The sequence below is a fragment of the Marinomonas aquiplantarum genome (assembly GCF_003314975.1).
GTDB lineage: Bacteria > Pseudomonadota > Gammaproteobacteria > Pseudomonadales > Marinomonadaceae > Marinomonas > Marinomonas aquiplantarum.
This window is the reverse complement of the sequence record NZ_QNRF01000006.1, coordinates 139,465-157,693: the sequence shown is the minus strand read 5'-3', so window position 1 is coordinate 157,693 and position 18,229 is coordinate 139,465. Positions and strand designations below refer to the sequence as shown.

20 protein-coding genes are annotated in these 18,229 nt (G+C 44.4%); 8 read left to right on the top strand and 12 right to left on the bottom strand.

Translation table 11 applies throughout. From position 1 onward, the window contains the following. Positions 1-8: 8 nt before the first annotated feature. The 3 genes from ybeY to miaB are packed head-to-tail and all read right to left on the bottom strand — an operon-like array spanning position 9 to position 2,915. Complete coding sequence (gene ybeY / locus DFP76_RS12600; protein ID WP_113874987.1) at positions 9-473, bottom strand: rRNA maturation RNase YbeY; 465 nt, start codon at positions 471-473, stop codon at positions 9-11. Continuing rightward, positions 473-1,546, bottom strand: a complete 1,074-nt coding sequence (locus DFP76_RS12595) for a PhoH family protein (protein ID WP_113874986.1) — start codon at positions 1,544-1,546, stop codon at positions 473-475. Before DFP76_RS12595 ends, ybeY begins: the two co-directional genes overlap by 1 nt. Before the next feature lie 13 nt (positions 1,547-1,559). After that, positions 1,560-2,915 (bottom strand): tRNA (N6-isopentenyl adenosine(37)-C2)-methylthiotransferase MiaB, encoded by a 1,356-nt coding sequence (gene miaB / locus DFP76_RS12590; RefSeq protein WP_113874985.1) that lies wholly within the window; start codon positions 2,913-2,915, stop codon positions 1,560-1,562. A 180-nt stretch (positions 2,916-3,095) separates the two neighbouring features. Between miaB and DFP76_RS12585 the strand changes: the two genes are divergently transcribed. Continuing rightward, positions 3,096-3,809 carry a hypothetical protein gene (locus DFP76_RS12585; RefSeq protein WP_245931937.1) on the top strand — a complete coding sequence of 238 codons (714 nt, stop codon included), beginning with the start codon at positions 3,096-3,098 and terminating at the stop codon, positions 3,807-3,809. On the opposite strand, the gene DFP76_RS12580 is transcribed toward DFP76_RS12585, so the two are convergent. Both DFP76_RS12580 and DFP76_RS12575 read right to left on the bottom strand, forming a co-directional pair. Then, positions 3,806-4,801 carry an OmpA family protein gene (locus DFP76_RS12580; protein WP_113874984.1) on the bottom strand — a complete coding sequence of 332 codons (996 nt, stop codon included), beginning with the start codon at positions 4,799-4,801 and terminating at the stop codon, positions 3,806-3,808. The genes DFP76_RS12585 and DFP76_RS12580 overlap by 4 nt on opposite strands. A 79-nt stretch (positions 4,802-4,880) precedes the next feature. Then, positions 4,881-5,336, bottom strand: coding sequence for an EVE domain-containing protein (locus DFP76_RS12575; RefSeq protein ID WP_113874983.1), 456 nt, complete (start codon positions 5,334-5,336; stop codon positions 4,881-4,883). A 146-nt stretch (positions 5,337-5,482) separates the two neighbouring features. Here DFP76_RS12575 and DFP76_RS12570 point away from each other — a divergent pair, with 146 nt between their 5' ends. From DFP76_RS12570 to DFP76_RS12550, 5 genes are all read left to right on the top strand, one after another. Beyond that, the gene (locus DFP76_RS12570) at positions 5,483-6,589 is read left to right on the top strand and encodes an HD-GYP domain-containing protein (RefSeq protein WP_113874982.1); all 1,107 of its coding nucleotides are present in this window, start codon (positions 5,483-5,485) and stop codon (positions 6,587-6,589) included. A 170-nt stretch (positions 6,590-6,759) separates the two neighbouring features. Continuing rightward, positions 6,760-7,638, top strand: coding sequence for a histone deacetylase family protein (locus tag DFP76_RS12565; RefSeq protein WP_245931936.1), 879 nt, complete (start codon positions 6,760-6,762; stop codon positions 7,636-7,638). A 236-nt stretch (positions 7,639-7,874) separates the two neighbouring features. Continuing rightward, entirely contained in the window at positions 7,875-8,414 is a 540-nt protein-coding gene (locus DFP76_RS12560) for a P-loop NTPase family protein (protein ID WP_113874980.1), read from the top strand. A 51-nt stretch (positions 8,415-8,465) separates the two neighbouring features. Beyond that, positions 8,466-9,014 (top strand): hypothetical protein, encoded by a 549-nt coding sequence (locus DFP76_RS12555; RefSeq protein WP_113874979.1) that lies wholly within the window; start codon positions 8,466-8,468, stop codon positions 9,012-9,014. A 21-nt stretch (positions 9,015-9,035) separates the two neighbouring features. Continuing rightward, positions 9,036-9,287, top strand: a complete 252-nt coding sequence (locus DFP76_RS12550; RefSeq protein WP_245931935.1) for a Rho-binding antiterminator — start codon at positions 9,036-9,038, stop codon at positions 9,285-9,287. 107 nt (positions 9,288-9,394) lie between these two features. Here the strand turns inward: DFP76_RS12550 and DFP76_RS12545 are convergent, their stop codons facing one another. Next, positions 9,395-10,030, bottom strand: a complete 636-nt coding sequence (locus tag DFP76_RS12545) for an NAD(P)-dependent oxidoreductase (protein ID WP_113874978.1) — start codon at positions 10,028-10,030, stop codon at positions 9,395-9,397. Between the two features lie 292 nt (positions 10,031-10,322). On the opposite strand from DFP76_RS12545, the gene DFP76_RS12540 reads away from it, so the two are divergent. Together DFP76_RS12540 and DFP76_RS12535 are read left to right on the top strand one after the other, a co-directional pair. Further along, positions 10,323-10,595, top strand: coding sequence for a type II toxin-antitoxin system Phd/YefM family antitoxin (locus DFP76_RS12540; RefSeq protein ID WP_113874977.1), 273 nt, complete (start codon positions 10,323-10,325; stop codon positions 10,593-10,595). Beyond that, on the top strand, positions 10,576-10,845 hold the full coding sequence (locus DFP76_RS12535; protein ID WP_113874976.1) for a Txe/YoeB family addiction module toxin: 270 nt from the start codon (positions 10,576-10,578) through the stop codon (positions 10,843-10,845). The genes DFP76_RS12540 and DFP76_RS12535 overlap by 20 nt, the downstream gene beginning before the upstream one ends. Before the next feature lie 17 nt (positions 10,846-10,862). Here the strand turns inward: DFP76_RS12535 and DFP76_RS12530 are convergent, their stop codons facing one another. The 6 genes from DFP76_RS12530 to DFP76_RS12505 form a co-directional block, all read right to left on the bottom strand. Next, positions 10,863-11,459: a class I SAM-dependent methyltransferase gene (locus DFP76_RS12530; protein WP_113874975.1), complete on the bottom strand. Its 597-nt coding sequence runs from the start codon at positions 11,457-11,459 to the stop codon at positions 10,863-10,865. Positions 11,460-11,575: 116 nt separating this feature from the next. Next, positions 11,576-12,397, bottom strand: coding sequence for a hypothetical protein (locus DFP76_RS12525; protein WP_113874974.1), 822 nt, complete (start codon positions 12,395-12,397; stop codon positions 11,576-11,578). Between the two features lie 96 nt (positions 12,398-12,493). Continuing rightward, positions 12,494-13,147 (bottom strand): hypothetical protein, encoded by a 654-nt coding sequence (locus DFP76_RS12520; RefSeq protein WP_113874973.1) that lies wholly within the window; start codon positions 13,145-13,147, stop codon positions 12,494-12,496. Between the two features lie 968 nt (positions 13,148-14,115). Continuing rightward, complete coding sequence (locus tag DFP76_RS12515; RefSeq protein ID WP_113874972.1) at positions 14,116-14,754, bottom strand: RluA family pseudouridine synthase; 639 nt, start codon at positions 14,752-14,754, stop codon at positions 14,116-14,118. Positions 14,755-14,758: 4 nt separating this feature from the next. Further along, on the bottom strand, positions 14,759-17,587 hold the full coding sequence (gene rapA, locus DFP76_RS12510; protein ID WP_113874971.1) for an RNA polymerase-associated protein RapA: 2,829 nt from the start codon (positions 17,585-17,587) through the stop codon (positions 14,759-14,761). A gap of 2 nt (positions 17,588-17,589) precedes the next feature. Then, positions 17,590-18,207, bottom strand: a complete 618-nt coding sequence (locus DFP76_RS12505) for a YigZ family protein (protein WP_113875053.1) — start codon at positions 18,205-18,207, stop codon at positions 17,590-17,592. Positions 18,208-18,229: the final 22 nt, after the last annotated feature.

The window sequence follows — 18,229 nt, the reverse complement described above, 5'->3', positions numbered from 1 at the left end:
GGATTAACTCACTCTTTTATCAAATAAGGGTCGGAAATCGACAAAGAAGCCAATAATTCGGTTTCTAAGTTTTCCATTTCTTCAGCGTCATCGTCATTTATATGGTCATAACCACGTAAATGCAAGATGCCGTGAATCGTCATGTGTGCCCAATGGTCAAACAGGGCTTTATCTTGCTCAATGGCTTCTTTTGCCACCACTTGCTGACAGATAACCAAATCACCTAATAAAGGTAATTCGATGCCAGGTGGGGATTCAAAAGGAAACGACAGCACATTGGTGGGTTTGTCTTTGCCACGGTATTCGTGATTCAGTGCTTGGCTCTCTGCTTCGTCTACGATGCGAATGGTCACTTCGTATTCATCACCAGAGGTGGGTAAGGCTTTTTCAACCCATAAGCGAAAGTCAGCTTCACTAGGAAGCTGATCTGTCTTATCGGTGGCAATTTGTAAGTCGAGTTCTAAATCTGGCATTAGGTTTTCGTTTCTGTTGTCACATTTGCACTGTCTGCCGTTGCCACTTGGGCTTTTTCGGCAGCTCGAGCTTCATTGCGAGCTTTCTTTTCAGCTTCGGTTTCTTCATCGAACTTGTCATAAGCTTCAACAATACGTTGCACCAACGGATGGCGGACCACGTCGGATGAACCGAAAGTGGTGATGCTGATACCTTTGACGTCTTTTAATACATGCATTGCTTGTGCTAAACCAGATGACGTGCCGCGTGGTAAATCCACCTGAGTACGGTCACCAGTAATGACAGCCGTTGAGCCAAAACCAATTCGCGTCAAAAACATCTTCATTTGTTCGCGCGTGGTGTTCTGACTTTCATCCAAAATGATAAAAGCATTATTTAAGGTTCGACCACGCATGAAGGCCAAAGGTGCGATTTCAATGACGTTTTTTTCAATCAGTTTATCGACCAACTCAAAGCCCAGCATTTCGTACAAGGCATCGTACAAAGGACGTAAGTAAGGGTCAATTTTCTGTGACAAATCACCAGGTAAGAAACCCAATTTTTCACCAGCTTCCACCGCAGGACGAACCAACATAATACGCTCAACTCGATCCGCTTCTAAGGCTTCGACCGCACAAGCTACGGCAAGGTAGGTTTTACCTGTACCAGCCGGTCCAATACCAAAGTTAATGTCGTGTTTGCGAATTTGCGTCACGTAGCTTTGCTGGTTTTGGCCTTTAGGTTTGATAAAGGCTTTACGGGTTTTAATCACCACTTGATCACTGTGACTTCGTTTGTTGCGAGTCAAGGATTCAATGGCTGATTCCTGTAAATACAGGTGAACCGTTTCTGGCGACACTTGTGGGTTGGCTAACGCTTCACGATAAAGGTTTTGCAACAAGGTTTTGGCGGCCATGACGTGTTCAGCATTGTCGCCAGACAGGTCGAATAAATCACCTCGATAGCGAATCTCTACCTCAAGGCGTTTTTCGATCAATTTGATGTTTTCATCGAGTTGCCCGCACATGCCAGCCAAGGCATCGACATTGGCTGGTGTTAGGCGAATTTGTTGAGTTGTCTGTGTGGTTTCCAAGGGCTACCTGTGCTTATTGAATGACAAAGTCGTTGTCGAGTTCAGAGCTGATCAATTCACCCAATAGGGAATTAGGATAAGCGTCTGTAATGACAACGTCGGCAAATTTACCAATTAATTGTGGATCAGACGCACGGAAGTTTACAATGCGATTGTTTTCCGTACGGCCTTGAAGTTGACCTGGATCACGCGGCGAGTAGCCACTGATCAAAATGCGTTTTACTTCGCCAACCATGGCCAAGCTAATATCAAACGCTTGTTGGCTGATACGGCGCTGTAAAATCGCCAAACGTTCTTTCTTCACCTCTTCAGGGGTGTCGTCTTCAAGGTCAGATGCTGGCGTACCAGGACGTTGACTGTAGACAAAACTGAACGAATGATCAAAGCCAATTTCTTGGATCAGGTTCATGGTATCAACAAAGTCTTCATCGGTTTCACCAGGGAAGCCAATGATAAAGTCGGACGATAAGCTGATGCCAGGACGTGCGTCTTTAATGCGGTTGATTTTATCAATGTAATACTGACGATCGTGACCACGTTTCATGGCACTCAGAATGTTATCGGCACCACTTTGTACTGGTAAGTGTAAATGGCTGACCAGCTTTGGCTCAGTGCGAAAGGCTTCAATCAGACTGTCCGTAAATTCCACTGGGTGTGAAGTGGTAAAGCGAATACGCTCAATGCCGTCGATACGCGCCACAGCGTGAATCACGTCGGCCAAATCGGCTTCATCACCTTCTTCTGTTTCGCCGCGGTAGGCGTTCACGTTTTGACCCAGTAAATGGATTTCACGCACACCTTGTTCAGCCAACTGAGACGCTTCTAGTAGAATGCTGTCAAAAGGACGACTGACTTCTTCACCACGGGTGTAAGGTACAACGCAGAAAGTACAGTATTTGCTGCAACCTTCCATGATGGATACAAAGGCTTCGGCCCCTTCTACGCGTGGCGCAGGCAGGTGGTCAAACTTCTCAATCTCCGGGAAGGTGACGTCAGTAATGGGAATGTGTGTGGCGGCAGCATTCACCATCTCTGGAAGCTTGTGCAGAGTTTGTGGACCAAAAATCATATCCACGTGTTTCGCACGTTTACGAATGTTGTCGCCTTCTTGACTGGCCACACAACCGCCAACCCCGATCACTAGATCAGGATTTTTTTGCTTGAGCTTCTTCCAGCGACCAAGTTGGTGAAATACCTTGTCTTGCGCTTTTTCACGGATCGAGCACGTGTTAAGAAGCAAAACATCTGCTTCGTCTGCATTGTCTGTCAGCTCCATCTCATGACTTTCGCCTAATAAGTCGGCCATACGAGAAGAATCGTATTCGTTCATCTGACAGCCATGAGTTTGGATAAAGAGTTTTTTTGCCATGTAACCTATAAACCTAAAAAAGAGTTCGTCATATCGACTTTGCGCCTATTATATTTGGCTTTGCTTCCGAATCCCAGACTTGTCATTCATTCCCGCCATTTTTAATGCAAATATCACAACAATTTCCATGTTTGGCTGGCACTTAATGGGGAATCTATTCACAATACCGCGTAGAAGCGATTGGATGAATTATTTGCCGGAGGCGAAAAACGGGTGTTGTTACGCGGTTTAATTATATTACTCACCTTTTCTAGTGTGGCTTATGCTGAAGAGCAAAAGCCTAATTTTGCAGTGGGGTTGGGCTACGGATTGCTGGAACGTAAGTCCTTACTGAACATCGACTTCAAAGTGAATATCCCAATCAATGATTACCTCGCGACTCAGGTGTTGCTAAACAGTAATTACTTGATTACCGGTTCCAGCAACGACAGCTTTGCTCAGTCAGAGTTTTTCTCAAATTGGTTTATCAGCAATCAATATGGTCGTCTTGGTGTTGGTTTAGGCGTCAGTGAATTGGAACCAATGGATGAGGACGTAAAAGGGGAGCGTGAGGTAATAGGGCAGTTTACAGGAGATGTGTTTTTTGACGAGGTGACCTTAATTGTCAACACGCAATCCAATCAAGCCACCTTGAGTAACATTACCAGTTCGCGTTTAGGGCTTAGCTATTATCAATCAGAGAATGTACGTTTCTCTTTGTATCGTGAAAAATACAATGATTTGGATACGGGCTGGCGATTTGAAAGTTATTACCAGCCGGAAAAATATCAAGATATGGCCAGTGTTGGCGTGATCGTACGAACTGGGAAAAAGTATGATTACATTGGCGCTGTTATCCAATATTACTTTGATTATGCCGTGCCGCTCCAAGAGCGAGAACGACGCTTCAATTAGTTTGATTGGAGCGAATTCTCCAACTCATCGACACTCCAAATGGTCCATTTGGGCAAAATCACTTGTTGACTGACCTGCATCTGTTCCAAGAGGCGAACCTCTACACGACGATTTAGTTGACGATGGTATGCGGTATCATTCTCAACAAGCGGTCGAGTTGCGCCGTAACCTAGGGTTATAATGCTATATTCACTGATCGAATGCGTCTTTTCTAGATACTTCGCGACTTGTTCGGCGCGTTGCTGAGAAAGCCTCATGTTGTGTTGATACTGACCGCTGGCGTCGGTGTGTCCTGCTATTAATACAAAGCTCTCTGGCTGTTGAATGAGCCTTAATACAACTGGTTGTAATGAGGTTTTTTGTTGTTCTGAGATACGGTATTGATTGAGCTTGAAAGGGATGCGCCAAGGTGTCCCAGTGTCATCTTTTGGTGGCATTAAAATACGTGCAACAACACGGCGATTCTGTTTTGTGTCAGCGGATCCGGTGTGAGTAATGGCGGGCCGTTGTTGACCATATCCTATTCGAATAATGCGCTTAGGCGCTATATGAAAGCGAGTAATCAAATGTTCTGCTAGGGCGTCGGCGCGTTTCTTAGATAGGAGGAAATTATAGTAAGGTGACCCCTGACTGTCGGTGTGGCCTTCTATGCAAATAAGGCTGTTAGGGTGTGTTTTAAGTGTCTCCGCAAGTTCGGCCAGTTGATTATGAAGGGACTCATCGAGTTGGTATTGATTGGTGTCAAACTGAGCTTGAAAGCGCACGTTGTGATACAGGGTGTTGGTCAGAGCGCAGCCGTTATTATCGATGGCGCTGCCATGCGGAGTATTTGGACACAAGTCCCGCAAGTTAATCACACCGTCACGATCTGAGTCTTGCAGCTGAGCTTTAAATGAAGTGGGGTACAAGGAGGTGGCGTGAACCGAGGCACAGCCTAAGGACAAAATAGTAAAACAGACGAGTATAGCAATCCTTGCTATCGACTGGTTCATGTTACTTACTCATGAACCACAAGAGAGAGACAGTGAGTGAAAGCGTTTTCCCTTATCCGCATATTGAATTCCTTATCAATTAGTTTAAATGTTGTTGTATGCGATCCCAGTCTTCGTTACGAATTGGCATAATCGACAGACGGCTGCCTTTTTGAGTCAGTGGCATCTCGCTTAATGCGGCATCTTCTTTAAGTTCCGCTAAAGAAATTAGACGCGAGAACTTTGTTACAAAGGCCACGTCGACCATAAACCATCTGGGTTGAGTCGGCGTCGACTTAGCATCAAAGTAGGCACTTTTGGGGTCCCAACTAGTGTAGTCTGGATAGGCTTCCTTGACCACTTCCGCAATGCCCACAATGCCTGCTGGTTTACAACTGGAGTGGTAGAAGAAAATTTGGTCACCAAGCTGCATCTGTTTCATGAAATTTCTAGCTTGGTAATTTCGCACCCCATCCCAAGGCGAGACTTTCATGGCAGACAGATCGTCGATGGAAAAGGCATCTGGTTCAGACTTCATTAGCCAGTAATTCGGCATGGTTACCTCGTTTCGTTTGCACAATGAAACATTCTCTTTGTTCACGCTTACAAAGATTCTAACTACAATAAAAGTCTGACGCTATTAAATTAGCCAATACCATGATTAGCCTCAACCCTTTTGGCTAATGATAATGGATGGGAAAGATGAGCCATTTTGCCTGTAAAGAATTCTCTGCCTTAGAAAAAGATCTCAAGGATGACTTGCTAGAGTGCTATGTCGAGGCACAGCAAGAAATTGAAGAGATCATTAATAGTATTGAAGGTGAGGGATTTTCCTTTGATAAATTGGACGAATTGTTTCGTTCTCTACACAGTATGAAGGGCAACTGCTCAGTGTGTTTTTTGGATCCGCTGGTGGGTGTTTTACATAAGTTAGAAGAAATCGTTGATGGTATGCGCGGCGGTTACATTCAATATCACCACCATTTAGGGAACCTTATCAATGTGGTGATAGAAAAAGTCTACTCTTTGCTGCAACAGATTTATCAATCTCATGTAGCCGAAAGTGAGCTACGCGATATTTTACAGCAAGGTTTGGACGGTATTTATGCTGAAGAAGACGATGCTGAACGTCCTAAATTGGCGGCCGTGCTACTCAAGCAATGTTCCCATCAGGTGATCGAAGAGGAAGAGGAGGACGGTCGCGATGCATCCTCTCTCATCATCAAGGTTGAATACACAGATCAGCAACAAACAGACATTGATTTGTTCGCAGGATTTAGTCACAAATTAAATCGATTATTAGGGTATTCAGCGGAGCGCAGCGAACGCATTCTCAAACTTTGCCAATTGATTAATGCTGAGTTAAGAGCACCAGTTGACCCTTGTCAGCTGAGTGCCGCGGCTTACATGCATAACATGGGCATGGCATTGATTTTGAACTGCAAAGACGATGAGGTAGCGAAACAAGAAGCCACCATGAATCATCCGATGGTTGGGGCAAAGTTGTTATCGAAGCATGAAGGCTGGGAAGATGCTGTCGACATGGTGAAAGCGCACAAAGAACGATTTGATGGTACAGGTTACCCAGAAGGCTTAGTGGGTCCTTTAATACCACAAGGGGCGTTCATTCTGTCGATGGCCGTTATGTTCATTGATAGTGTGTGGGGGAAGTCTGGCAGCGAATACAACAAAAGTGCCATGCGAGCTGTACAATCGGTAAACTTCGAAAGCGGTAAAGGTTTCCCGCAGCATCTTATTGAATCCTTCAATGCGGCGATCCGTAAAGTCCTAGTAGCGAAGCGCAAATAAAGCGTGTCGCTACCCTGCATCCTCTGTGGATCCTTGATATGATGACGCTTTATCTTGTTGTGCTTCTACCGTTAGGATTCGATTGTTAGCCGCTTATGAACCCCGCTTTGCTGCCCTTAGTTTTCCACCCCAATTACAGTATCCCCTTTCCTGCAGGCCATCGATTTCCCATGCACAAATTTCGTCTGCTGGCCGATACCTTGCGTGAGCAGGGCATTCTGACGGACGATAACCAACATACCCCTGAACCCTTGTCATTGGCAGTGCTTATGGCCGCTCATGATAAACAGTATGTACACAGATTCATTCGCGGTGAGTTGACGGCAAAAGAAGAAAAAGACATTGGTTTACCTTGGTCTGAATGGTTGGTTGAACGAACGTTGAGAGCCGTTTCCGGCACCATATTGACCAGTCAATTAGCCTTGCAGCATGGTTTGGCCTGTCATTTAGCTGGTGGTACACATCATGCTCATCCTGACCGTGGCGCGGGTTTTTGCATCTTTAATGATCTGGCGGTCGCGGCGTTGAACCTGATTAATACGCATAAAGCGAAAAAGGTACTTATACTCGATTGTGATGTCCATCAAGGGGATGGCACCATCGCTTTCTTTCCTGATCATGCCAACATAGTGCCGGTCTCTTGGCATTGCGAAGAAAACTACCCCAACATCAAGCAAACCGCAGGAGTGAACATTGCCATTCCAAAAGGCGCTGACGATCAAACTTATTTAGACATACTTAAACGTACCTTGCCGGACATTTTGGCTCAGCATCAAGCGGACTTTGTGTTTTACGATGCGGGTGCGGATGTGCATCAAGATGACCGCTTAGGGCATGTGAAACTCAGCGATCAAGGTATGTTAGCAAGAGACAAGTACGTTATTGAAAGCTGTTTAGACATGGGGATTCCAACCGCTTGCGTGATCGGTGGCGGCTACGACCGACAAGAAGAGCAAGTGGCTTGGCGACACAGCTTACTACACCAAGCGGCTCACCAGATTTGGCAAACACACAGCTACATAAAACACCATAAAACCCTTTTTTATTGAGATAAAGAAGCGAAAAAGAGTCATAAATTGCGTTTGACTTAAAGACGCGAACTAACGCAATATAATCCCATGAAGACAAAACGATCACATCAAGTCGCTCGAATTATCATCATTCCATAGGAATGGTGGGATTTGATGTGCGCAAAATTGCGAAAACCCACCTTTGAGGTGGGTTTTTTTATGCTCATTGAAAACTGCCTCAAAGTTACTTTCACAGAACAAATTGAGGAGACGTTATGAACAAAGTCGCCGTATTTGGCAAACCCGGTAGCGGGAAATCCACCTTAAGCAAAGCCTTGGCCGAGAAAACGGGCTTGCCTTTGTATCAATTGGACAATTTAGTCTATCAAGCTAATGGCGATTTGGTGCCACGAGAAATCTATGACCAAGCGCACGCAGACATCGTCACATCTGACGCTTGGATCATCGACGGCTTTGGGCCACTTGGCACGTTTTACCAAAGATTGGCGGTGGCAGATGTTTTAATCTATGTGGATCTTGCGTATCCAACCAGCTATTGGTTGGTGACCAAGCGTTTGCTCAAAGGTTTGTTTGTTAAGCCAGAAGGTTGGCCGAAGGGCAGTTCCATCATCAAAGGCAGCTGGCAAAGTTATAAAACCTTAAGACGCTGTCCAATGTTTTGGAACCAAGACTTTCATGACAAATTGCAGACTTATTCAGCAGACAAACCCGTGTATGTGATCAAAACGCTGGCGGAACTCAAACAGTTTGTGAAAAATTACCCTGAATTGAATTCTAGGATGAGCTTAAAATGACTCATACTGTAAGCTAAGTTGTCATTTTATGATGAGAAAAGGAGTTTCTGTATGAAGAATACACATTGGCTGTTTTCAGGGAAAAGCGTATTGGTTTTGTTGCTAATAACCAACACCTTGTATGCCATCATGCTGACTTATAGCATCCCCAAAGTGATGGAGTATACTGATTTATTGCCCTTATTCGATATGCGACCAACAGGTTATTCCTATCAAGAAGCCTTGATGTTGTTAGATAGGCTGGGCGCAGAAGGGCGTCATTTATACTTGAGTTTGCAGTTAGTATTGGACGCTGTTTATCCGATTTTATTTGCTTTTTGTTACTTCGCTTTGAGTCGTTGGTTGATGGCAAAAGGCCAGCTAATCAAGGGTTTCTGGTGGGCCATTGCCTTACTGCCATTCTTGGTTTGCCTAAGCGACTACGCAGAAAATATCGGTATTTTGTGCATGTTGCTGCAATATCCTAATCTGTCTGACATCCTCGTCACTGTCGCCAGCGTGCTGACTCAAATTAAGAGTTATCTTACGCTTATCTACTTTTTAGGCGTCACGATAATGGCCCTTTGGGTGGTGAAAATTTGGTTTGTTAAGCCTAGGTAATTCTGGAAAATAAAGGGGAAAATGACCATGCTGAGTTGTGGACACTACGACTACATCGAAATCGTCTGCATGTTCCACTATCCTGTGGCTTTGACCTTGAAAACTGGCGAAGTAATCACAGGCAAGGCTTTGGACACCAAACGCAACGGCGTTAAAGAAGAGTGCATCGAGATAGAGCAAGATCATCAAGTAGTATTGGTTGTCCTAGACTCAATCGCCAAACTCAAAATTCTTATCGACAACCCGCATTTTGACCAAGTGGTGTTTGAGTGAATAGGGTGACTTAGCGACTTATTTATTGTCGAAGCAACTAATTTATTGTCAAAGTAACTAAGCCCACCAAGATGGTGTGAACTTGGTTACTTTGACACGCTGCAATATTAAGCAATAGCAACAAAAGGCGCTTTGTGAATCCATTCGTCACTTTGTACTTGATCAAGCATAAATTTAGCCAGATCAGGTAAGGTGATTTTACCACCTGGCATTTTTTGGTTATCCGCAAGGACCTGACCTGTAGCCGGTTTTTTTAGAGTTAAATTGGCACGAACGCTCACCCAATCTATGTCTTTTTCAGTTAACAATATTTCTAATTCAGCTTTTTTCGCGTCCTTCATGTGTTTTAGAAAAAGGCCGACAATAGTGCTTAAAATGCGACGCTTAACGCCAACATACTCATTTGGCAGAATCGTACCTGAGCCATTAATACTGACCAATTTCTTCACGCCAGCAAGCTTCATTGCGCTCACTAAAATCTTGGTAATCTTTAAAAAGGCTTCATATTGATCAGAGCCTTTCACACCGCCAGCCGCATTCACAACAGCGCTGCATCCTGACAATGTTTCCGCCACTTTTTCAGCGTCCTCTAAACTGCCTTGTATGACATGAAGCTTGTCACTTGTGATGGTTAACTTGGCCGGATTCCTTACTAAGGTGTTGACCTCATAGCCTTCATCAATTGCTTGCTGTAAAACTGCTCGTCCAACAAACCCTGTCGCACCTAATATGGCAATTTTCATACTTTGCTCCACTTCTAATCGTTCATGTTTCAAAACAAAGTATCATAATAAACAATATACTTACCTTAAGTAAGTACTGATAAAAAGGTAAGTTTTGATAAAAAATCAAAGACAGAAATTTCGTTAATAGGAATTAAAAGGGTCAGAGTAGAATAGTATTTAATCTTACTCTGATCCTAATAATTTTTTGGAATTCTATGCTATAGCATTTTCCTTGTTTCTCTGTGATTGCCTTGTTAAGGCTTCCATTCTATTATGTACTGAAATGCCGTACATTTAAGTGGTGATAGATATGAACAGTGTAAGTGTTAATAAATTTAGAGATAACTTGAAAAGCTTTGTAGAACAGATAGTTGGAAACCACGAACCATTAAAAGTGACTAGACGTTCTGGTGAAGACTTCATAGTGATGAGCGCAGAGGACTGGGAACGAGAGCAAGAAACATTATACATTTTGCAAAATACTAACCTAATGAAGCAGATTGCTGACTCTTTGAATACCCACGGTGAAAATAAAGGATACAAGCCGAACAAGGAGGAGATGGGTGAGATCACTGGTCTTTGAGGGTGGCACTTGGCAAGAGTATGAAATCTTGCGAGAAAAGGACAAGAAACTACATAAAGTTTTGTGCCGACAATTAAAGGAAATGTTAAGGGATAACCCCGCTGAGGGAGCAGGTAAGCCAGAACCACTGAAGCATAATTTATCTGGGCTTTGGTCACGGCGTCTTAGCCAGAAAGACCGATTAATTTATAAGTACGATGATCAGTATGTCTATATCTTTGCTATTGGCGGACACTACGGACAGTACTGAATAGCCTTAGCGCTTTGTTATGTACGTTTCACCGCGACCACAGAATATGTATGCCAATGCTTCATTCTACCCAATGAAGTTTTCGCTTTTTCATCACGTTCAAAGAAGCTGATTATTTCAAAATCTGAGAATAAAGCCTTTACTTCTGATTCCGATAGCGGTGTTGTAGGACTACGATAGTTGTGAGACCAACTGTCTTTGAACCCCATGAAGTCACCAGCAAACACCCCGCCGGTTACAATTGAAGATCTAATGTTGCTCCAAGTCGATTCAAATTGCTTTGGGTCAGCAAAGAATAAACTGGAATTTGCTATAATTACACCAGATTTTGGATAGTCGAACGTCTCAAACGAAGACTCTGCAATATCCACTAATGACTTTGACCCAAATCTGTCTCTGCATATAGCAAGTGAATCAGGATTAATATCGAAGCCATAAACTTGAAAGCCCTGTTGCTCTAGGTATTCAACATCACAGCCTGTTCCACAGCCACAGTCAGTAGCTACTTTGAGGTTTGATTCATTTAGTTGCACTGCAAATTCAGTGCGTTTTGAACGTGGGCGAGAGAGTGCCTTTTCGTAATACTGACGCCAAATTTCAGTATTTTCATCCATAACTTTCTGATTTTCCGTAAAAGTACATAACGCCGCAAACACCGGCTTGGTGAAGTTGGCGGATTTTTTGTAACAAAAAAAGTGACAGCTTTACCAAGTCCGCGTGCTTTGACTTGTTAAGAGTCATCTTCCAGCATTGACGAAACCACGGTAGACACTAACTCTTTTCCTTCCTTTGTGATTTCATGACGTGACTCAGGACGTTCAACGTCAGTGAAACCATATTTCTCTAGATCTCGCCTAAATGGCGGAATACTCTTTTGGGTAATAATAAGCAAAAGCTCATCAGGACTTAGTGCTGATGCCTCTTCTAGCCCGAAAGCATCTATCTTCTTCTTGAGATATCGTTTAATTGAAAATATTTTCTTTGCCTTGATTTTGGCCTGATCTTCACGCAAAACATTTAGCTCGTTATCTTTTTCTCGAAGTTCAGACTCTAGCTTTTGTTTTTCGCCTGGCTCTATTGTTGCGGAGTCTAATATTTTATTTAATGACTCCTGCCACTTAGCTTGGATTTCATTAATCTTCTCTTCATTTTCGTCACTTTGTTCATCAGAATCAGCCCCGTTCTGTATCAGATATTGTTTATCAATTCTATTACCTAACTCTTTCTGACTTGAATTAACATGTTTAATTTGTTCGTCCAGTCGCCCCAGAAGTTCAGAAGTATCCTTATTGAACTTACTTATATTGTCGTAAAATTGATTGCTAGCGCTTGTTGCAGCAAAGAAAAATGAAGCAGACAACGCTATAGAAAAGAACGCCAGTAGGATAGAAACAAGTTCGGAAGCTGTTAGCTTAGTAAAATCCAAGCTAAGGTCTCCGCTAAAAATACGTATTGCTAAGTAGGAAAAAACGACAATTACTGCAATTTCCCGAACTAGCCTGATCACATGTCCAAAAGACAGCTCATTCCATTTTACATTTTCTAATTTCACTCAATGCTCCTTAGTAATACTCTGACTCTTAACGCCTCGTTAAGAGGCAAATAATATGTTGGCTAAAATAAGCGACGCAGGAGCAGAAGCAAACTGTTATTTGTCCTGCTTTAACGACTTGTTATGTGCTGACAAATCCACACTACCATCTTTGGTTTTTAACCATCCATATACATACTTTGAGATTTCTTGGGTTGCTGAATTAAATGCCTCAGCTGCTTCGATATAATTAGATTCAGGGACTACTTTCGCATGTGAACCTATACCCATTGAAAATTCTCTGTTATCTTCTGCCGATAACATAACTTTATGGAAATGACTTTCTGAGAAATGAATATACCCGCAAGTTTTATCATAAACAGACTTAACCCAAGGAATATCTTCAGTTAACTTTTCAACTAAATAAAAGTCAGCCATCTTTTTACCTGACGCATCTTTCAGTTTTTTTACCGGTGTTCCTTTCATTACTTCGCTAACAAATTCACTTGGGCTTTCTACTAACCATGCCGCTGAATAACGTAGTAGATTATCAATTTGGAGTCTTAATAATGGCGCCGCACATAACAACTTTTGGGACAATATTAGATCTTTAAAGCCTTCGGATAATTCTAAAGCACGATTAACTACAGCCATAGTAAGTATATCCATATGATATACATCACCAGCTTTTACTATTTGACTGGATAAAGATATAAGTTGTTTGTTTAACCTTTCGGATTCTTCGAAGCATTTTATAAGTTCATCAGACATGCAAAACTCCTTTTAAGCACATAACATTTTTAATAGTGCGCATGCGCATTTAGACAATTCAAAAACTTCTCCAATACCTTTATAAGTGACTGAAAATTAGTATTTTTATAAAGCTATTCACAAAATCCATAACTGGAAAAACGAGCATGCGCGTTATTCCATTTTTCCACGGCCTGTTATTTCGCACATGGATATTCTTACCTATTGATACTAAAACGCTTTTTCACTTCTTGCCAGTACAAACGCGCATTTTCTTGACTATTGAATGAGACAAAACGAGCAATATCTTGGCGAGATTAAAAATAAACTGTATGGGGAGGCAGATTTTTGGTGACTTTTTACAAGGTATGTTTGATGGTGTTTCGTTGATCAGACCTACTTTTTTATGCTGTTTGTTCTCAATTTATCTGAGGTTGCTGGACTAACCCCATCCTAGCCTTCCCCTTGAAAACATAAGGGGAAGGAACATGAGATTTGGTTTGGCAGGATCAGACCTAATTTTATTTCGCTGTTTACTCTGAATTTATCTGAGGTTGCTGGGCTAACCCCATCCTAGCCTTCCCCTTGAAGACATAAGGGGAAGGGACATTAGATTTGGTTTGGCAGGATCAGACCTAATTTTTTGCTGTTTACTCTGAATTTATCTGAGGTTGCTTGGCTAACCCCATCCTAGCCTTCCCCTTGAAAAGGGGAAGGGACATTAGATTTCATCAGATGTGAAACGCTTTTAAACGTAAAAAGAGGTAACGAGCCACTGGTGAAAACTCTCGACACGCTTTTTAATGCAGTAATGGAATGTGCGAAAGCACTCAAAAGATTTTTTGCGTTCCTATTGAAAGAGAGTTTTGCATCGTTTGGCAAAAGTTACCCGCCTAGCAGGGCGGAAAAATGCTCCCCAACCAAAGTCATTCAGAGGAAACCCACGAAATATCGGGCAAAACAAAACCCAAAAAGGGCTAGGGAATCCCCTAAAACGGCATTGGCGCGACAAACGCTACCCACGCTCCCGTAAAAGGATGGCGAAATTCCAGTCGATAGGCGTGCAGTAATAATCTTTTATCCGCGCTGGAGTAGTCAGGGTCGTAGAATTCGTCGCCTATGATGCTGTGTCCCAGGCTTTGCATGTGGACGCGCAGTTGGTGTGAGCGGCCGGTGTGAGGGGTTAAGCGAACTCGTGTGGTGTTGTCTTGATAATCGAGGATGTGCCAAAAGGTGATGGAGTCTTTGCTCCATTCGTCGGTGCAGACGATTTGTCTGGGACGGTTGGGCCAATCACAGCGCAATGGTTTACGTACTTCGCCGCTTTGTCCTTGAAGGTGGCCGCGCAGCAGGGCGCGGTATTCTTTTTTCACTTCTCGTTCACGAAAATGTGCGTACATACGCTTTTGGCATTCGTGGGTTTTGGCGACTAAGATTAAGCCGGAAGTGGCTTCGTCCAGTCGGTGAATGGCAAAGGCTTCGCCAAATTCTTGTTCGGCACGATACAAAATAGAGTCCTGCTTGTCTGGGCCACGACCGGGCACAGACAAGCAGTTCGCAGGTTTGTTGATGACGGCGAACCAGTCATCTTCGTACAGTATCTCCAACAGGGGTTGGCTTTCGATCACTGAGTTATTCCGGTTTAGTGGTTAAGATGATGCGAATCGCGTCGAGGCGAATCTGGTGTTCATCAATTCGTACTAAGCCTTCTTGCATGTTGCGCTCTAACGCTTCGATGTCTTCGTCACGAATCAAGCTGTTGTAGGCTTTGAGTTCGCGCAGACGGTCGATTTCGTTTTCACAGCGATGCTGATAAGCGGTTTTAGCAGTGTGCACAATCGGACGCGCTTGGTCTTGGGCATTCAGCTGGTGCGCTTGTAGTACTTCGATCAAGTCTTTACGTAATGCCGCAACCCATTGTTCGGCGACACGGTTCGGTACGCCTTTCAATTTTTCTGCCCATTTATCCGCGGTAAACTGCTGGTGTAGGAATTTGCCGTTGGAATCCGACAATTGCCACATTGGCGTCATGGGTAATGACTGCGCCAGTTTAAGGCGAGGGTGCGCGGTGGCTTCAATCACGAACATACTTTCAATCAGCACTGTGCCTTCTGGAAGAGCGGCGATCGGTAAGATTGCGGACGTCAGTTTGCCTGAGTCGAAGCCTTGGACTTCGTCCATTAACATGGTGATCAGCGGGTGTTCCCATGTGGCAAAGGCAACGTTTTCTCGTTGGCTGGCTTGGCGGCGATCCAACATCAGCATTTTACCTTCTTCTTCAATGCCAGGTAGGGCTTCGAGCATCATGTCGGTAGAAGGGCGGATAAACCAAGCGGCCGTGTCAGCATCGTCATTTTGGCAATCTGCGTAAATGTTAAAGGCATGAGTCACTTGCTCAATGTAGTGATGCAAGCCTTTGCTGGCTTGGTGGTTGATTTGGTCAATCAACTGACGTGCTTGCTCTGGGCGGCAAGAACTCATTTCCAACAAGCGGTTACGGCCTTCGTCCATTTGCTTGAGCAAGGCTTCGTGATAAACGCGTGCTTCTTGTAGCAAGTCGCTGTCGTCGTCTTGTCCGTGTAAGTAAGCGTGCAAGCTGTCGCGGAAGGCTTCTTCGACCTTGTCGCCGGAACCCGTGGTACGACAGAAAGCATTGAGGGCGTGGTGATACCAGTTAAACAAGCGTTCTTGAACGCTGTCTTTTAGGTAAGGCACGTGGATTTGAACGTCGTTTAATTGCCCTAAACGGTCCAGACGACCAATGCGCTGTTCCAGTAGGTCAGGGTGCTCAGGCAGATCGTACATGACCAAATGATGGCTGAACTGGAAGTTACGACCTTCACTGCCAATTTCTGAACAAACGAGAATTTGCGCGCCGTCTTCGTCTGCGAAGTAAGCCGCTGCACGGTCACGATGGATCAGTGGCATTTGTTCGTGGAAGTCAGCACTTTGGAAACCAGCAAAGGTCAGTTGATCGTTTAACCATTGTGCCATGTCGGCGCTATGACAGATGACTAAGACTTTGTCCGCCTGGCACTCAAGGAATTCTTTTAGCCAAATCCAACGAGGGTCTTTTTCCCAATGACCATCAGCCACTTCGTGCTCTGGTTGCACGTGATGGGAAGCGGAAGCAAAGAACTCATTGTTTTCCAATGGGTAGGAATGCAGGTAACGATCTGGGAACCCACCCACGGCAGCACGGGTGTTACGGAACATTTCGCGGCCCGTACCATGGCGGTCAATCAGCCAGTTAATGGCATCTTGTGCTGCGGCAACCTGAGCGTCGCCTTGGCTTTGTTGCAGTTGGATAAACCAGTCTTTGCTCTGCACTTCGTCTAAGTAGGCATGAAATGCTTGCGTCCAATCTTTGGCAGTAAGGCCATGATTTTCTTGGCTATAAGGCAACAAACTTTCGGCTAATTCTGCCGCTTGTTTGAATTCCTGTTGTTGCGCCAAGTAGCGATCAAAGTCGTGGTAATGATCTGGGTCTATGAGTTGTAAACGAGAGAAGTGCTCGCGCTCACCGGTTTGTTCTGGGGTGGCGCTGAGCAGCAGTAAGGATTCCGAATTGGCGGCTAAGCGCGACACGACTTGATAGCCAATGCTCGGAGTTTCAGGGTGCCAAGCAAGGTGATGAGCTTCATCGACAATGACCATGTCCCATTCGGCATCGAGCATGTGTTGTGCGGCTTTCGGGTGTTGGCTCGCCCAATCAATCGGTGCAATGACAAACGGCTGTTGTTCAAACGGGTTGTCATCACCTTCCATGAAGTCTTCGTAGACAGACTCATTGATCAAGGAAAATGGTTGGTGGAAGCGACGCAGCATTTCGACTAACCATTGGTGTTGTAAATTGGTTGGCGTCAAAATTAAGGCGCGCTTGCACAAACCATTTAATAGGCGTTGATGTAGGATCAAGCCTGCTTCTAAGGTTTTCCCCATGCCGACTTCGTCGCACAGCAAAGCACGCGCTTTTGGACGATTGGCAATGTCGTGAGCAAGATAGATTTGGTGCGGTAACAGTTCGGCTTTTAGGCCCATTAAACCGCGTACCGGAGACGCCGCGTTCGCCGCTTGATGTTCTAAGGTGTGACGACGCAGGTCAAACCACATACGGCGCGCCGGGGATAAGGCGAGCAGTGAGTCAATTTCGTTTTTATCATTACGCGGGAATTGAATAATGGACTCTTCTAACCAGTCATCTTGATCACTAATGCGGTATTCGATCAAGCCATCGATCTCTTCGACTTCTAACACGGTGAAGGTGTCATCTTGGAAGTGAAGTTGATCACCAATTGTCAGTGTGCGTCGCACAAGACTGGTTTGATCGTGTGAGTATTGACGGTCTGTTTCTGCATCAGGAAAGTGCAGAGTAAAAGATTTGGCTTGTTTTTCGACTATCATGCCAACGCCGAGATCAGGCTCGTTGCGGCTACTCCATCTTTGTCCAGTTTGGTACATGGTTATACGTTGTCCGGTTCTATTAAAGTTAAGCTACCTTGGCAGAGGTCCGTCAGGGCGGCTTGTTGCTCTGGCCAAGTTCGTTCAATGACAGCAAGATCGAGAATGATGCTGTCACTGTATGTTTTATCGGTGACTTCGATGTCGCTTTGTTCTAGCCAGTACTCGACCTTGCCTAGTAAAGGGTAGGCGATTTTTAGCTGAACAGGGCGACGTGGGTAGATATTTTCATATTCGGTTTGGGTCAAGGCTTCTTGAACCGCTTGGCTGTATGCTCTGACCAATCCACCGGCACCCAATTTGATGCCCCCAAAATAGCGTGTCACCACTAAGGTAATTTCGCCAAAATCAGAGTGTTGCAAGACGTTTAACATGGGTTTTCCAGCCGTACCTTTTGGCTCACCATCGTCACTTTGGTCCCATAGGTGAACGTTATTCGGTGCACCGGCAACAAAAGCCCAACAGTTGTGATTGGCATCCGGAAACTCGTTACGAATCTCGGCAATAAATTGCTTCGCCGCATCGCGACCTCGGGTACGACACACAGTGGTGATAAATTGGCTGTTTTTGATTTCCAATTCAAAGCGTTGTCTGTGTGTTGGGCTGAGATAATAATCCATGTAAACTTGCTTGCTTGTTGTT

Coding starts and splice junctions, on each gene's coding strand:
- ybeY (WP_113874987.1), bottom strand. CDS start 473: ATGCCAGATTTAGAACTCGACTTACAAATTGCCACCGATAAGACAGAT.
- miaB (WP_113874985.1), bottom strand. CDS start 2,915: ATGGCAAAAAAACTCTTTATCCAAACTCATGGCTGTCAGATGAACGAA.
- DFP76_RS12580 (WP_113874984.1), bottom strand. CDS start 4,801: ATGAACCAGTCGATAGCAAGGATTGCTATACTCGTCTGTTTTACTATT.
- DFP76_RS12575 (WP_113874983.1), bottom strand. CDS start 5,336: ATGCCGAATTACTGGCTAATGAAGTCTGAACCAGATGCCTTTTCCATC.
- DFP76_RS12570 (WP_113874982.1), top strand. CDS start 5,483: ATGAGCCATTTTGCCTGTAAAGAATTCTCTGCCTTAGAAAAAGATCTC.
- DFP76_RS12565 (WP_245931936.1), top strand. CDS start 6,760: ATGCACAAATTTCGTCTGCTGGCCGATACCTTGCGTGAGCAGGGCATT.
- DFP76_RS12560 (WP_113874980.1), top strand. CDS start 7,875: ATGAACAAAGTCGCCGTATTTGGCAAACCCGGTAGCGGGAAATCCACC.
- DFP76_RS12555 (WP_113874979.1), top strand. CDS start 8,466: ATGAAGAATACACATTGGCTGTTTTCAGGGAAAAGCGTATTGGTTTTG.
- DFP76_RS12550 (WP_245931935.1), top strand. CDS start 9,036: ATGACCATGCTGAGTTGTGGACACTACGACTACATCGAAATCGTCTGC.
- DFP76_RS12545 (WP_113874978.1), bottom strand. CDS start 10,030: ATGAAAATTGCCATATTAGGTGCGACAGGGTTTGTTGGACGAGCAGTT.
- DFP76_RS12540 (WP_113874977.1), top strand. CDS start 10,323: ATGAACAGTGTAAGTGTTAATAAATTTAGAGATAACTTGAAAAGCTTT.
- DFP76_RS12530 (WP_113874975.1), bottom strand. CDS start 11,459: ATGGATGAAAATACTGAAATTTGGCGTCAGTATTACGAAAAGGCACTC.
- DFP76_RS12520 (WP_113874973.1), bottom strand. CDS start 13,147: ATGTCTGATGAACTTATAAAATGCTTCGAAGAATCCGAAAGGTTAAAC.
- rapA (WP_113874971.1), bottom strand. CDS start 17,587: ATGTACCAAACTGGACAAAGATGGAGTAGCCGCAACGAGCCTGATCTC.
- DFP76_RS12505 (WP_113875053.1), bottom strand. CDS start 18,207: ATGGATTATTATCTCAGCCCAACACACAGACAACGCTTTGAATTGGAA.